General features: G+C 59.7%; 12 protein-coding genes and 1 pseudogene. 5 read left to right on the top strand and 8 right to left on the bottom strand.

Going from position 1 to position 15,509, the window contains the following annotated elements; genetic code table 11:
* Positions 1-73: 73 nt before the first annotated feature.
* The 3 genes from GXB81_RS17900 to GXB81_RS17895 form a co-directional block, all read right to left on the bottom strand.
* Positions 74-370 carry a hypothetical protein gene (locus GXB81_RS17900; RefSeq protein WP_167042811.1) on the bottom strand — a complete coding sequence of 99 codons (297 nt, stop codon included), beginning with the start codon at positions 368-370 and terminating at the stop codon, positions 74-76.
* 175 nt (positions 371-545) lie between these two features.
* On the bottom strand, positions 546-674 hold the full coding sequence (locus GXB81_RS31775) for a hypothetical protein (protein WP_277396792.1): 129 nt from the start codon (positions 672-674) through the stop codon (positions 546-548).
* A 248-nt stretch (positions 675-922) separates the two neighbouring features.
* Positions 923-2,086 (bottom strand): citrate synthase family protein, encoded by a 1,164-nt coding sequence (locus GXB81_RS17895; protein WP_241016414.1) that lies wholly within the window; start codon positions 2,084-2,086, stop codon positions 923-925.
* Between the two features lie 145 nt (positions 2,087-2,231).
* Between GXB81_RS17895 and GXB81_RS17890 the strand changes: the two genes are divergently transcribed.
* On the top strand, positions 2,232-3,587 hold the full coding sequence (locus tag GXB81_RS17890) for an MFS transporter (protein ID WP_167282390.1): 1,356 nt from the start codon (positions 2,232-2,234) through the stop codon (positions 3,585-3,587).
* A gap of 48 nt (positions 3,588-3,635) precedes the next feature.
* A complete protein-coding gene (locus GXB81_RS17885; protein WP_205989911.1) occupies positions 3,636-4,631 on the top strand; it encodes a 2-hydroxyacid dehydrogenase in 996 nt (331 codons plus the stop codon).
* Between the two features lie 80 nt (positions 4,632-4,711).
* Here the strand turns inward: GXB81_RS17885 and GXB81_RS17880 are convergent, their stop codons facing one another.
* Together GXB81_RS17880 and GXB81_RS17875 are read right to left on the bottom strand one after the other, a co-directional pair.
* Positions 4,712-4,972 (bottom strand): hypothetical protein, encoded by a 261-nt coding sequence (locus GXB81_RS17880; RefSeq protein WP_167042801.1) that lies wholly within the window; start codon positions 4,970-4,972, stop codon positions 4,712-4,714.
* A 207-nt stretch (positions 4,973-5,179) separates the two neighbouring features.
* Positions 5,180-6,778, bottom strand: coding sequence for an MFS transporter (locus tag GXB81_RS17875; protein WP_205989910.1), 1,599 nt, complete (start codon positions 6,776-6,778; stop codon positions 5,180-5,182).
* A gap of 140 nt (positions 6,779-6,918) precedes the next feature.
* Between GXB81_RS17875 and GXB81_RS17870 the strand changes: the two genes are divergently transcribed.
* The 3 genes from GXB81_RS17870 to GXB81_RS17860 all read left to right on the top strand — a co-directional run bounded on the left by GXB81_RS17870 (position 6,919) and on the right by GXB81_RS17860 (position 12,532).
* Positions 6,919-7,824 carry a LysR family transcriptional regulator gene (locus GXB81_RS17870; protein ID WP_205989909.1) on the top strand — a complete coding sequence of 302 codons (906 nt, stop codon included), beginning with the start codon at positions 6,919-6,921 and terminating at the stop codon, positions 7,822-7,824.
* 323 nt (positions 7,825-8,147) lie between these two features.
* On the top strand, positions 8,148-9,149 hold the full coding sequence (locus GXB81_RS17865) for a DMT family transporter (RefSeq protein ID WP_167042795.1): 1,002 nt from the start codon (positions 8,148-8,150) through the stop codon (positions 9,147-9,149).
* A gap of 680 nt (positions 9,150-9,829) precedes the next feature.
* Positions 9,830-12,532: a hypothetical protein gene (locus tag GXB81_RS17860; RefSeq protein WP_205989908.1), complete on the top strand. Its 2,703-nt coding sequence runs from the start codon at positions 9,830-9,832 to the stop codon at positions 12,530-12,532.
* Between the two features lie 462 nt (positions 12,533-12,994).
* Here GXB81_RS17860 and GXB81_RS17855 read toward each other — a convergent pair whose 3' ends face one another.
* The 3 genes and pseudogenes from GXB81_RS17855 to GXB81_RS17845 form a co-directional block, all read right to left on the bottom strand.
* Positions 12,995-13,819, bottom strand: coding sequence for a hypothetical protein (locus GXB81_RS17855; protein WP_205989907.1), 825 nt, complete (start codon positions 13,817-13,819; stop codon positions 12,995-12,997).
* A 188-nt stretch (positions 13,820-14,007) separates the two neighbouring features.
* Positions 14,008-14,832, bottom strand: a complete 825-nt coding sequence (locus tag GXB81_RS17850; protein ID WP_205989906.1) for a hypothetical protein — start codon at positions 14,830-14,832, stop codon at positions 14,008-14,010.
* A gap of 188 nt (positions 14,833-15,020) precedes the next feature.
* Positions 15,021-15,509, bottom strand: a pseudogene (locus GXB81_RS17845) (hypothetical protein); the annotation flags it as partial.

Below are 15,509 nucleotides of genomic sequence, written 5' to 3'. Positions count from 1 at the left end.
CGGGGTGCGGTTCAGCTCGAAGCGCGTGCTCGCCTTGCGCCTATGCGCGCCTCGCTATCATTCGCGATAACTGTTACTGGCCGGCCGGCGACGCGACGGACGGGGTCGCCAGCGTGTTGTGGCTCCCGTACGCGTTGCCGCCGGACGTCGTGCTGCTCATGCTCTTCTGCACGTTCGAGTTCTGCGAGCCGGTGCCCATGCCGCTGTCCGAGCCAGTGGCGCCGGGCGTGCCGTAGCCGCTCGTCTGCTGCGGGGCGGCCGGCGATACGACCGAGGGGGTGGCGAGCGTGTTGTGGCTCTGTGCGTATGCGCCGCCCGACAGCGCAAGTGCGGCGACGGCCGCGATTGACATGCTGATTGCCTTGTTCATGATTCGTGCCTCCACGATTGGACTGGAATGTCGACGCAGCCGATCGTCATCGGCTTGATCGTGAATCGAGCAATTATCGTGACTGGTGCTCTTATTCACCTTGAGACGAGGTGCGTCGTGCAGAGCGTTTCGTTTGTACCTGGCAGAGCCGCCGCCCCGTTCAGCCGCGTCCGCCCTATGCGATTTCGTCGCGGGACAGATGCGGGAGACGCCGCGTGACCGGAATCGACGCGAACGAATTGATGCAACCAGCATGCACGATCGAATCGATCGAGATCGTGATGACTGGCGGCTGCGGCGACATGACTGCTCGATACCAGGAACAATGGAAAACATCGAATGGATCGATTTCCTGAAGCGCTTGCAACAGTATAGGCGAAGCAGCGATTTCGCGGCGCCGGTGCCGCCGCAGTGCCGGCAAAGCATGCTTCGATGGTTGACCGGACCCAGTTGACCCGTGTTTGCGCCGCGCAGTCGACGGCCGCTTATGCGGCGCATTGATCGACCCCGTCGCAATCCAGTTCGTGGAGACAATGGGCGAAACGAAGCCCCTCACTTGAGCAGACCGACGTAATGGGCCCGTGGCCGAAGCAGCGTCCCGTCGGCGATCTGCTCGATGGCATGCGCCATCCAGCCCACGCTGCGGCCGATCGCGAACATCGAGAACACCGAGTCGTCCGGCAAGCCGCAGTACCTGGCCAGCGCGGTGAGCGCGATGTCGATCGTCGGCGCGAGGCTGCTCGTCCGATGCACGTATGCGGTCAGTTCGCGCACATCGTCGGGGGCGTCGAACGCGGCCAGCAGGTCCGCCGCACGCGGATCGCCCTGCGGATACAGCTCGTGACCGAAGCCGGGCAGCGGGCCGTGAGTGGCCCTCCAGTGCTCGACGGCCGTGGCGACACCGTGTTCGCGCACTTCGCCGAGCAATGCCTGCACGCGGGCCGGGGCGCCGCCATGCAGCGGTCCCGACAACGCGGCCAGGCCCGCCAGCATGCAGGCGCCGAGCGATGCGCCCGTCGATGCGGTCACGCGCGCGGCAAACGCCGAGGTCGTCAGCTCCTGGTCCGCCAGCCACACCAGCGCGCGGCGCAGCAGATCCGCCTGCGCTTCGCAGCGCCACGCACGCGCGATGCGCAGATGCAGGGGACCGTCGCCGTTCAGCGCGACGAAGCTGCTGGCGAGCCGGCCCACCAGGCTGGCCGCTTCGTCGTGCAGACGCCGCGGATCCGTCGTGAGATTCGAACCCGGGTTGGTGGCCGCGAGCGAGATCGATACATACGCTCGCGCGAGTGGCGTGGTGTCCGGCGTAGCCGGCAGCGCGTCGCGCAGCGTCGGAAAAAGCGGCGAGTGCTCGCAGTCCCACAGGTATTGCGCGGCGTCTTCGAGCGTGGCCCGCGCGGCGAGTTCGAGCGCATCCGTGCCGCGGTAATAGAGCCGTCCGCGCTCGATCGTGGAAATGCGCGTGTTGATGATGGGCTCGCCCCACGCCATCGTGCTCGCGGCAATATTCTTGTGGGCGCGCCCGAGATCGCGTTTCTTCATCAGCGCGGCGACATCCGACGCGCTATAGAGCTTGCGGCTCACATGCTCCGGGTCCCAGCGCACTTCGATGCGCCCGCGGCTGACATACGCATACAGGGTCTGCTTGCGCACACCCAGCGCGCGGCAGGCCTCCTCCTGAGTCATCCAGCTTTGCACGTTGATTGTCTCAATCAAGATTGACGCACGGTGGCAGCGTGCGTCAAATTCGCTCCACACGTTCGCATGCGCCCATCGCGCACGAGCGCGGATACCGGCAATCATAGCGCGCCGCCGCCCCCGAGCCGTCGTGGCGGCGCGGCCGCGCCAACAGGAGACAACGATGTTCACGCAAAGGACGGGTGGCTATGCCGCGACGGACGCGGTTCGCGTCACGCGCACCCGCTTCACGATTCTGGCGGTGATTCTGCTGCTCGCGACGGTCGCTTATGCCGATCGCGCGATCCTCTCGATCGCCGGCCCGGGCATCGCCAAAGAGTTCGGGCTCGACCATGTGCAGCTCGGCTATGTGCTGTCGGCGTTCAGCTGGGCCTATGTGGTCGGGCAGATTCCCGGCGGCCTGCTGCTCGATCGCCTCGGCACCAAGACCATGTATGGCGCCACGCTCGTTCTCTGGTCCATCGCGACGATACTCGTCGGCTTGATTGGCCATGTGACCACGGACCTCTCGGTCGCACTCGGCTTGCTGTTCGCGCTGCGCTTCGCACTCGGGCTGATCGAGGCGCCCAGTTTTCCGGCCAATAGCCGCGTGGCGGTCATGTGGTTTCCGAAAGAAGAGCGCGGGCTGGCTACCTCGCTGTTCGCGTCCGCATCGTATTTCGCGGTAGCGATTTTCTCGCCGCTGGCCGGCTGGCTTACCGCGAAGTTCGGCTGGCCCGCGCCGTTCTTCGCGCTCGGGTTGATCGGCATCGCGTCCGCCGGGGTGTGGGCCGTCGTGATGCACGAACCGGGCAAGCACCCGCGCGTATCGCAAGCCGAACTCGACCGGCTCGTCGCGGGCGGCGCGATGATCGACATCGACTCGGCCCACGAGCGTCTTTCGCGTCCCGTGATGTCGGGCAAGGCGCTGCGTCTGCTGCTCGGCAATCGCATGCTCTGGTGCTCGTACATCGGCCAGTATTGCGTGATTGCGCTGAGCTATTTCTTCATCACCTGGTTTCCGATCTATCTGGTGCAGGCGCGTGGCATGAACGTCATGCAGGCGGGGCTCGCGACGATGCTGCCGGCCGTGTCGGGTTTTCTCGGCGGCATTGCGGGCGGCGTAATTTCGGACTGGCTGATCCGCAAGGGCTGGAGCGTGTCGTGGGCGCGCAAGACGCCGTATATCGTCGGCATGGCGGTCGGCTGCTGCATCGTGTTCTCGGCGTTTACGGAAAGCAATACCGCCATCGTTCTGCTGATGACGCTCGCGTTCTTCGGCAAGGGCGCGGCGGCGGGCGCGGGCACGTGGGCCATCGTCAGCGATACGGCGCCGCGCGAGGCCGTGGGTCTCGCGGGTGCGATCTTCAACTGCGTCGGCAATATCGGCGGTATCGTCACGCCGATCGTGTTCGGCTATATCGTGCAGGCAACCGGCGGCTATACCGCCGGACTTTATTTTGTTGCGGCACACTGCCTGATCGCCGCCGTGGTGTATCTCGTGTTCATGGGCCGCATCGAGCGCGTGAAGGTGAACTGAGCGCGGCGAAACGCACGCGCATCGCAACGTATAACGGATTGATCCATCATGTCGAAACCCATCATTCTCAATGCCGCCGAGTTGCCGGCGCGCACCCAGGCGGAACTCGCCTCGCTCTTTACCGTGCTCGACCTGCCGCAGCAAGCGGACGAAGCCGCCGCGCTGCTCGCGCGACACGGCGCCTCGATTCGCGGCATTGCGCTGCGCAAGACGAAGATCGACGCGGCGTTTCTCGCTGCACTGCCCGCGCTGGAGATCATCGCGAGCTATAGCGCCGGGCTCGACAATCTCGACGTTCAAAGCGCGCAGGTGCGCGGCATTCGCATCGAGAACGCGTCGCGCGTCCTGGCCGAGGACGTTGCCAATACCGCGATCGGTCTCGCGCTCGCCGTCACGCGCGATCTCGTGCAGGCGGATGCCTACGTTCGTTCCGGCCAATGGCCCGAGCAGGGCGCGCTGCCTCTCGGCCGCTCGATCTCGCGCATGAGGATCGGCATCGTCGGGCTCGGCACGATCGGCGCGGCGATTGCGAAGCGCCTGCAGGCGTTCGGTTCACGGCTTGCGTACTATGGCCCGAACCGCAAGCCGGTCGATCTGCCGTATTACGACGACGTGGCGCGCCTCGCGGCGGATAGCGACATGCTTATCCTGAGCTGTCCGCTCTCGCCGCAAACGCATCATCTGGTCGACGCGCGAGTGATCGACGCGCTGGGGCCGCAGGGCTTTCTCGTCAACATCGCGCGCGGGCCGGTGGTCGACGAGGCGGCACTGATCGCGGCGCTCGCGGACAAGCGGATCGCGGGCGCGGCGCTCGACGTGTTCGAGCACGAACCGCATGTGCCTCGCGCACTGATCGACGATCCGCGTGTCGTGCTCACGCCGCATATCGGTTCGGCTACCGAAGAAACGCGCACGGGCATGGCGGATAACGTTGTCGATATGCTTGCGAGCCACTTCGGCATTGCCGGTCCGCGCAGCACGTCGACGCGTGTGGCCGAGGCCGGGATGCGGCGCCGGCAGTGCCGGCACTCTGAACGTAGATAAAGGGCGTCGCGGAAGAGTCTTCGCGGCGCCTGTTTGGTTGAATGCCTCTCTGGGGCGTGCAGCCGCCAGTCACCTGCGATCTAGCGATAGTTCACAAAGTCGATGATGTCGTTGAGGAACCACGGCAGGATCAATTGGGTGTCGGAATAGCTGGTGCCGACCGTGAGTCTCGGCGGTCGCGAGGCGCCATCGCCGGGCCTGGCGCCCTCGGGCGTGTGCAGGATGTAGCTATTCGCATGGGCCGGGCTCGACCACCCAGCCTGATCGCTCGCGGACGACGACGTCGAGGTGCAACCGGCAGTGAGTACGAAAAGAACTGCTGCGAAGCAAAGGGACTTCATGGTGGTTTGAACTCCAGCAACACGACTTTGGCGATGTGCCGATGGCGAATCCAGTGCGGATCAATTCGCCGTGGTGAATCGATTGTGCCAAAAGCGGCGCTGTACGTGTCGAAAACCCTTGTGTCGTCCGGCATCCCGAGCGGGTCTGCCGATAGATGGTCCCAGTCGTGACGCGCAGTTCTTTCGATGTGATGCTTGCGATATGCGTCAGCGTGGGTCCGCGATCGTTTCTCGCTTCACGTGCGTGACTTTTCCGCCCGAAAAGATAAGGTAACTCACGACGGCGAGAGTGCAGACCGCGATGCCGCCATAAAGCATGAGCCACTCGAAGCCATGGACGAGCGCGCCGCGGCTGATGGCCGCAAATCCGTCGCTGGACAAAGCCGGCCATTGCGCCGCCGCCGCGGGATGCAGGTCGCCGATGGCGATGCGGTTTGCCATGGCGTCCCACGAGATGTCGAGCGGCGCCGCGGGCAGTGCATCTTGCAGACGATGCGCAACGCCCTTGACGAGAAGGAGCCCCATCATCGCGATGTTGATGGCGAGCGTAATCATGCGGGCGCTCATGTCGATGCCCGATGCCATGCCGGCGCGCGTGCCCGAAGCCGAACCGGTCGTCGTATTGGTGACCGGCGTATTGGCGATGCCGAGTCCCGCGCCGGCAACGAAGCAGCCCGGAAGAATCGCGAGCGCGCTCGTGTGATCGAAAGCACTGCCCATACGCATCAGAAAGAACCCGAGTCCGATCGTGAACAGGCCCGCGGGAATGACAATAGCCGGCGAATAGCGCAATGCCAGACGCTCGCCTATCGGCGGGAATACGAGAGTCGGCAATGTATAGGCCAATAGAAACAGTCCCGCCACCATGGGGCTTGCGCCCAGTGCATGCTGGAAATAGATCGGCAGATAGATGATGAACGGCCAGAAGCTGAAGTTCATGCCGACCGAGCCGAGCAGCGCACCCGAGAAATTGCGGATTCGGAACACCGAGAAATCGAACATCGGATGCGCACTGCGCATTTCCGCCGCGAAGAACGCCACGAGACTCGCAGTACTCGCGACGAAAATCGCGATGCCCGAGCGACTCGTGAAGCCGATATCGGCCCCCTGCGTAATAAACGAAACGAAGCCGAATACGGCGCCCGACAACGTCACCATGCCGGCGACGTCGAGCTTGCTCGCGTGCGGGTCGCGCGACTCGCGCACGCCGGGTACCGCGAGTACCAACGTCACGATGGAAATGAGCACGTGAACCCAGAAGACCCATTGCCAACTCGATAGTGCGACGATCGCGCTGCCGATCAACGGCCCGAAGCCCAAACCGATACCGAGGATGATGCCCCACGCGCTGAATGCCCGGGCGCGTTCGGCGCCTTGCGGAAACTGATGCGACAGCACAGCGACGAGACAGATGAGCATCGCGCCGCCGCTTGCGCCCTGCAGAAAACGGCTCGCGATCAGCACGGGCGCACTCGATGCGAGTCCGCACCACAGCGAGGCGATGCCGAACAACACGATCGAGACAATGAACATGCGCTTGCGGCCGAAGCGATCCGCGAGCGTTCCGGTTGCCATGAGTACGGTCGTACACGCGATGGTGTACGCGTTCATGATCCACTGCATCTGCTTGAAATCGGCGTGCAGCACGCCTTCCAGTGTCGGCAATATGGCCGGCACGCTCGAAATTTCGAGGCCGAACATCATCGCCGCGAGACACACGGCGAATAGCGCGAGGATATTTCGTCGAGCATCGGACGGAAGGCATTGCTTCGTGGCTGCTTGCGGTTCGAGGTCGCATACCTGCATGTTTGACTCCAAAGGGTGGCGCGCCATTGCGATGGCATGGCGGTGAACGACCCAATCCAGTTTAGGGGAATAAGATTCCCTTATTGGTCCATTAAATTCCCATGATAGATTCCTGTTTGGAACCAATGAAGGGGCATCCAATGACAGATAATCTGGACGGCGTGGCGACGTTCGTGCAGGTGGTCGAAGCCGGCAGCTTTGCGCTGGCAGCGGAGCGCATGAACCTCACGCGCTCGGCGGTCGGTAAGGCGATTAGCCGGCTGGAAGCGCGGCTCGGTGTGCGGCTGCTTCATCGCAGCACGCGCAGTCAGACTCTCACGGCTGAAGGGCAGGCCTATTACGAGGGATGCGTGCGAGCACTCGCGGAACTCGATGTTGCCGAGGCCGCGCTCGATCATGGCCGGGCTGAGCCTGCCGGCAGGTTGCGAGTGAGCGTGCCCGAAGCGTTCGGGCATTTTTGCGTCGCGCCGATTCTGCTCGATCTCGTGCGGCAGTATCCGAAGTTGCAGATCGATCTTTCGTTTACCGATCGCTTCACGGATCTCATCGAAGAAGGCTTCGATCTTGCCGTGCGAATAGGCGAGTTGCGCGACAGCAGCACACTCGCGGCGCGGCGGCTCGGTACGCAGCACGTTGTGATCGGCGCGTCGCCCGCGTATCTCGAGCGCTACGGAACGCCAACCTGTATCGAGCAACTGGAGAACCACGTCGGCATTGCGCTCTCGCGTGCCGGCGCAGTTGCTCCATGGAACGCAAAAGACGCGGACGGCAGCGCGCAGCCGGTACGTATCCGCTCGCGTATCAGCATGGACGACATTCAGGCGATTGCGGCGGCGGCAATCGACGGCTACGGACTGGCGTGGCTACCGTGCTGGCTGTTGACGCGTTACGCAAAAAGCGGGGCGCTGGTGCCGGTTCTCGATAACTATCGGGTCCGCTCTCAGGAGGTCTATGCGATCTGGCCGAAAGCGCGTCATTTGCGGGCGAAAACGCGGGTTGCCATCGATGCGTTGAAGGAGAAGGTGCCGGGGATGATTGGGGAGTAGTGCGGCAGTGTTCGACCGTTCATATTATAATTTCATGTCGCTTACATGAAACTGCCGTAAGCCAATTGCGCAGTGCCGGGTGTCATGCACTGCTTCGCATCTTCCGCGGTCTTCTCGAATGCAACGATCGATTCGCCTGCCCGCTGCGATGTGGCGGCAGCGAGCGGTTTCGCTATGGCTGCGAGCGGGGTTTGTCACGGCAGGGGTTGCTACAGCAGGGGTTGCCACGGCATTTCGCAGCGACGCGATAAAACGACAAGGCAATAAGACAGGCACGCCGGTGGCTAGCCCATGCGTTGCGTAATAACAGTGTTATTTGAAATATGACCACGCCCATTGAGACCATCCAACCGCGCGATTCCGCGCGTTTCTTTACGCAACCCAAAGTACTCGTTATCCTCGCGACCGTATGCTGCCTGCTGTGGGGCAGCTCGTATCCGGCAATCAAAATCGGCTATTCGCTGCTCGGCATTACGCAAGGCGACATTCCGTCGAAACTGGTTTTCGCCGGCTACCGGTTCGTTCTTGCGGGACTGTTTCTGCTGATTCTCGCTGCACTATCGAAGAAGTCGCTTTTCAATTTGACCCGCCGCAACGCGGGACAGTTGATGCTGCTGGGCGTTACGCAAACGGCCATTCAATATGTGTTCTTCTATATCGGCCTTGCATACACCACTGGAGTGCGCGGCTCGATCCTGAATTCGACGACGACCTTCTTCAGCGTGCTGCTCGCTCACTTTATCTATAAGAACGACAAGATCTCGCCGCGCAAGGCGGTTGGGTGCCTGTTGGGATTCGTGGGCGTCATGGTGGTCAATTTCAGCGATAGCTCGTTCGAGTTTGCGTTTACGCTGCTCGGCGAAGGCTTTATCGTGATCGCCGCATTCGTGCTGTCGGCCGCGTCGATCTACGGCAAGCGTATTTCGCAGGGCATGGACGTCATGGTCATGACGGGCTACCAGCTCGGGTTTGGCGGCGTCGTGCTCGTCGTGGCAGGTTATGCGACAGGCGGTACGCTGAGCGGATTCACGGTGGAATCGGCGGCGCTGCTCGGCTACCTGGCGCTTCTCTCCTCGGTGGCTTTTTCGTTGTGGAGTTTGCTGCTCAAATACAACCAGGTCGGCAGAGTGACCGTGTTCAACTTCCTCGTGCCGGTGTTCGGTACTGCGTTGTCCGCGATATGTTTGAACGAGAACATCATGGAGTTGAAGAATCTGCTTGCGCTCGTTCTCGTTTGCAGCGGGATATGGCTGGTTACGCGTGCGCCGCAAGTGCGTTCCGTGTATGCGAAGACGGGTGGTGCGCGGGGGTGTCGGGAGAGTTGAGGCTCAGCGTGATGGGTGTGCGAGCCGCGGCAAGTACACCCATGCCTTTTAACGTCGACACGTAACAACGCGTTCCGCTATCGCCCCCACTTGCAACCGCGTCCCGCCGATTTCGATGTCGAGTAGACGCGCTTCCACCAGCCGATAACTCCCCTGAGACAGCGCATCGCGGACACTCGTGCAGTCCGGCCCGATGTCGAGTCTGCCGAGCAATGGCAGTAGCCACGACATCAACGTGAGCAGCAGCTTACGTGTGCCACAAATGAAATTGTTTCTTACGTTGGTGATATTCAAACCGGCGGCGAATGCCAATGTGCTGACTGTACGGGTGCGACGTAGAGGAGGACCAGGAGGGACGGAAAGAAAACCGCATGGGGGATGACCGAAGATGGGCCTCCCGCTATTTCCAGAAGGATGTACAGCAGTATTCCTTGTGCTATTCCGACTGCTATGCGATACGCAAAGAGACTCGCGATGGGCGGCGCGGTTTCTCCCCGAACAGCTTCGGGATTCGCTTCGTTCATGTAGTTTTTCCTGTCTGCGTCAACAGGCTATGAGCGGTACTGGATGAAAAACCCGTTCCATGTTCGCAATAAGCGCTGCAGATTCGCATCCACGGCTACTTGACGGCGCCATGTATTCAGACTCCAAGGTATCACGTCTTACAACGGGAGTACTGAGTGAGCAGCCATATCTCGCGCACGGGACGCAGCGAACCTTTTCAGAGTCAGCAACAGGCAATTCGGCAACAGGCAATCGACACACCGTCGCCTACTCAAGCGGCATCGCCTGCCCGCACACCTTCGCTTCAAGGGCTTTCTCCGCTGTCTCGACCCGTGTCGAGCGCTCAAGGCAACATGGCACAGCCAATTCGCCGCTCCAATCTTAGGGAAGTCGGGGCCGCGGCGTCACCGGAAGTATCGCGCCAGCAGTTCATGATGAAACTGGTCCATCAAGGCGTCGAGGATTACACCCGGGCACTGGTCGCTTATCCGAGAACTCGGACAGGCATAACACAAGTTGCCGACCACAGTGAGCCGTTGATCAGAACGCTTAAAAAGCTGGCAGATGCGCTAAAAATCGCTATGGGGGAGGCGAAGCAGAACCTCAAGTCCAATACGAACGAGCGATCATCCGTCGGTCTGTTAAAGCGCTTTAGCGAGGAGCTGGAGGACCTCAATCGCGAATGCCAGAGTGCGTCCGATCTTGTGAAAGATCTCGGGGACGTGCTAAATAAGTTCAACCCTTATCTCCGGAAAATGGCAGGGGGGGTATCCCTCGTTCTTAATCCTAATGAGCCTGAAACGCAGAAATTTTTCGAGAAAAATATTAAGGATATCTCCGGGAAGATAGCCAGGAGCCGTGCATGCTTCGATACGATACTCGCGGGCATTGACCGGGACATGCCATCGTTGCGAGACGTGAAGATTGACGGTAATTCCCTGGATGAGACCTGGAAATGGGCTCTCAAGAAAACGCGGGACAGCCATATAAAGGAACTGCTGTACTTGGGGAGAATGGCTGATACAGTGGGCAAGACGTTAGTCTCTACGTGCGTCAGTGAGCTACTTGGCAGATTCGGTCAATTGGGCGAGGTGATCAATAGAACGACCCGAGCCGAAGATCGACGTACAGGGAACATAGGCGGTGGGTACGATGACAGGTTTGCTGCCCTGTTGCGGGAATCGTCCAATGTCGGCAGCCAGTACGCCACCTTTGCAAAGTCCATGGACGAAAATCTCCGGTGGATCGATGGACTACGCGGTAAGCCCGGCATCTTCGATTCTATAGTACTGGACGAACACCGCCATCTGATCAATGCGGGTATGCCCATCGACACCAAAGCCGTCATTCTGTTCGACAATATTCGTAAGTCTCTCCGGTACAGGAATCAAGGCGAGAGGATTGCGGGCACCGCTGACCCCGCAGTGACCGCACAGTTTGACGAGGTATCAGTCAGCACGATGGTTCGCATCAGCGTCGAGTTGCTCCATAACGTTTCACATTGCCTCACGGCATTTCCAGATAGCGATCCTTTAGCATACTGTCGCCGCGAAGACGCGATGCGCCAACCCGTGCTCGACGCGGTCGCACTACACTGCGGCGAAATCGAAACCGACCTGGAGTGGCTGCGCAACAGCATGAAAAGCGATAGCCCTCGATCTGCTAGCAGCAACGAAGTTGACGCCGCGTATGAGCAGCTACAGGTCGCAGTATCGCGCGTCCGGCGGAATCTGCAGTGGAACATCGCCACTGCCAACGCGATGAGGACGTCGCTGGCTAGAGACCCCAAGTATGCGCGCATGGTCACCGCGGCACTTGTTACCCCCAGCGAAGTTGCGGTGCGCGATTACACGGCGAAGTATCTAAAGGGCTTGGCGGTGCCCGCGCCTCCTGAGGTGAAAATCCCGGAGATCGACTGGGACGACGAGCCGTCGAGCCGGATCGCCGCGAATAGCGGCAAAGGCAAGGGCAAGGGCAAGGGCAAGAAGACTGTGCGCCAGCGGCAGGCAATCGCCGAGAGCAAGCGAAACCAGGCGGCACGGGAGGTTGCCCGCGAGCAGGAGCTTGCTGCGGCGAAGGAGTCGCTGACTCAACTGTGCGCGACTCCATTCGACGTCAAAAGGGTACGACAGTATGCTGCTTCGCTTGCAAATCTCGCGCGCACCGAGGCTGATGCGAGTGGCCTGAAGCTGCTGAGCGGCTTCGGCATCTACGGCAAATTCATGCGCGCGGCAGACGCGCTCGACAAAGGGCGTCAGGATGTGCTCGCCCGGATCGCCACGATCGATAAGCTAATCGAAACGCTCACCGATCCGGATGAGAATGGGCAAGCGGCCCTCGATGCAAAGCGTATGGCGCTGCCTGTTCGCATAGCGTTGACGCAGGATGTCAACAAGTTGTCGGGAGGTATCGCCGCATTGCGCAACGAGGCCGCCGTCCAGCAAAAGCGCCGCAATCTGAAGCTGTTCGCGCAGAAGCCTTCGCGCGAACTGTTCCAGTGGCTCCAGAAACATGATCGCAATAGCCTCGTATCAGTGAGCCAAACGATCCGCCGAAAGCGACTGGCGGGGATCGCGCCGAACGGCGAGCCCCATCCACACGGCGACTTCCTCGACGAATACGTGATCACGCTAAGGGACGCGCAGCGTATTGCCTACCTCGATCCCGGGGAAGACAAGCCGCGCATCAAGACTGTCACGACAGTGCCACTGCATGTGCACTACCGCTCGGAAACCGCGACCCGTCCGGAAGCGTGCCACTTCAAGAATGAGCCGCAAAGCAAGGTGGGCGGTGGGGACGCGTACCGCTCGGACGATGGCGTTGCGTTGATGGAGCGTGTGTTGGAAGACGTTAGCAAGATGGCCATGCGTAGGGGCTGAATCGCCGGATTGGGTGACGGTTCCAACTCCTGACGCTGTGTTGTTCGTCTAGGGGGTAGAACCTGTCGAACATGAATTTGATCGATGCGTTGTTTCCGAAAAAATAGCTATAGTCGACAGTATTAACGTCAGGATTATCGTATTTCTGCGGTTTTCCGAATCTACGGACTACATCGTCGAATGAAAGCGTACCCATTGCCAGGGCCAGTCCGGCTCGAAGAAGACGAAAAGTCGCTCCTGTTCCTGCACAGACATGAGTTTCGAAATATCCTGCATTTCACTGTGCTCCGTTGTCAGTGGACCGGTCTGTGCTCGAAGGGGCGGGGTGCTCATGAGCAAAAGCATAAGGAGCGCTGCACTCGTCTTCCGCATGCGTGTAAAACCCCTAGTGACTGGCTTGCATAAAATAGGCACGGACTATATCCCTACGGCAATTGGACACACTGCAATTTATGGATCGGATCAAGCCAATCGCTCCGGGCGATACTCACCGGCCCACATCCAGCGCACGTCAGCAGGCGGCATGTCGAGTCGCAGATATGGCTTGAACCTGTCGCCGGCGCGTACCACTGCCTTGCCAACTATTCCCGCTTGCATCCAGCTTTCCCATAGGCCTGTTTCAGGGCACACCATGCCGGTGCGCAGGTTCATCATGCCGTATTTCTGGCGCTTGGCGAGGCGGCGTTGTTCCAGTTCCTCGGGCCTCAGATAGACCCGATCAATTGCAATACTGCGCAGATCGCGCGGATTTTGCAGGCTTCGGAATTCGGGACCGTCGTGCCCGTATTTCCCTTTATACGTCACCGTGACATACACGTCGTATGGGGAATCGGGTGGTAGCAGTTGACGATAGACAAAATCGACAATATCGGGGTCCCCCCCAATGATCACGCCCCGAGGCGAAAAGTAGGAGCCTTGCTCGTTACGCACACCATCAATCGACTCTCCTCTGACTACGCGATGCAGGTTCAGCCTGGCCTCATAGCCCTCCTTCGGAATGTCGGTCGTCGTCAGGCTGTCAATATCAATCATAACTGTTTTGACACTCGGCTTTCCGTCAACAAGCAGTAGCTTGTCGAACCGGAAATCAACCGTCACGTTCTTCTGAAGGAAGTATGTATATTCAACAATGATGTCTTCAGGCGAGCTATATGACACTGGCTTTCCGAATCGACGGACTATGTCGTCGAATGAAAGCGTACCTGTTGCCCAGGCCAGCCCGGCTTCGAAGAAGGGAAACAGTTGCGCCTGCTCCTGTACGGACATGGGTTTCGGAATGTCCTGCATGTCACTCTCCTTTACCGGCGATGGGCTGGTCTGTGCCCGGAGAGTCGGGGTACTCATGAGAAAAAACACAAGGAACACTGCACTTATCTTCCGCATACGTGTAAAGCTCGTAACGACCGGCTTGCATGAAATAGCAACTGGCCATATCTCCACAGTAAAATTGGACACACTGCGATTTATGGATCGGATCAAGCCAATCGCTCCGGACGATACTCGCCAGCCCACATCCAGCGCACTTCAGCAGGCGGCATGTCGAGTCGTAGATATGGCTTGAACCTGTCTCCGGCGCGTACCACCGCCTTGCCAACTATCCCGGCTTGTGTCCAGCTCTCCCATAGGCCTGTTTCGGGACATACCATGTCGGTGCGCAAATCCATCATGCCGTACTTCTGGCGCTTGGCGAGGCGGCGTTGTTCCAGTTCTTCGGGCCTCAGATAGACTCGATCAATTGCAATACTGCGCAGATCGCGCGGATTTTGCAGACTCCGGAATTCGGGGCCGTCTTGCTCGTATTTCCCTTTATACGTCACCGTGACATACACGTCGTATGGGGAGTCGGATGGCAGCGGTTGACGATAGACAAAATCGACAATATCGGGGTCCCCCCCAATGATCACGCCCCGAGGCGAAAAGTAGGAGCCTTGCTCGTTACGCACACCATCAATCGACTCTCCTCTGACTACGCGATGCAGGTTCAGCCTGGCCTCATAGCCCTCCTTCGGAATGTCGGTCGTCGTCAGGCTGTCAACACCTATCAGAACCGTCTTGACGCTGGGCTGTCCGTCTATGGGATATAACCTGTCGAACATGAATTTGATCGATACGTTATCCCCGAGGAAATAGGTGTAGTCGACTGTGTTAACGCCAGGGTCATCGTATTTCTTCGGTTTTCCGAATCGACGGACTATATCGTCGAATGAAAGCGTACCTGTTGCCCAGGCCAGCCCGGCTTCGAAGAACGGAAACAGTTGCGCCTGCTCCTGTACGGACATGGGTTTCGGAATGTCCGGCATGTCACTCTCCTTTACCGGCGATGGGCTGGTCTGTGCCCGGAGAGTCGGGATACTCATGAGAAAAAACACAAGGAACACTGCACTTATCTTCCGCATACGTGTAAAGCTCGTAACGACCGGCTTGCATGAAATAGCAGCTGGCCATATCTCCACAGTAAAATTGGACACACTGCGATTTATGGATCGGATCAAGCCAATCGCTCCGGACGATACTCGCCAGCCCACATCCAGCGCACTTCAGCAGGCGGCATGTCGAGTCGTAGATATGGCTTGAACCTGTCGCCGGCGCGTACCACGGCCTTGCCAACTATTCCCGCTTGCATCCAGCTTTCCCATAGGCCTGTTTCAGGGCACACCATGCCGGTGCGCAGGTTCATCATGCCGTATTTCTGGCGTTTGTCGAGGTAACGCTGCTCAAGTTGCTCCGGCGTTAAATACCAGCGGGTGATCTTGATACTGCGCAGGTCGCGAGGATTTTGCAGACTCCGGAATTCGGGACCGTCGTGTCCGTATTTCCCTTTATATGTCACTGTGACATACACGTCGTATGGGGAATCAGGTGGTAGTAGTTGACGATAGACAAAATCGACAGTGTCGGGGTCACCCCCAATGATTACGCCTCGAGGTGAAAAGTAGGAGCTTCGCTCGTTACGCACACCGTCAATCGATTCGCCTCT

This window comes from Paraburkholderia sp. Ac-20336 (assembly GCF_017105025.1).
Classification (GTDB): domain Bacteria; phylum Pseudomonadota; class Gammaproteobacteria; order Burkholderiales; family Burkholderiaceae; genus Paraburkholderia.
The sequence above is the reverse complement of the archived record's forward strand: the minus strand, read 5'-3'. Positions and strand labels throughout refer to the sequence as shown.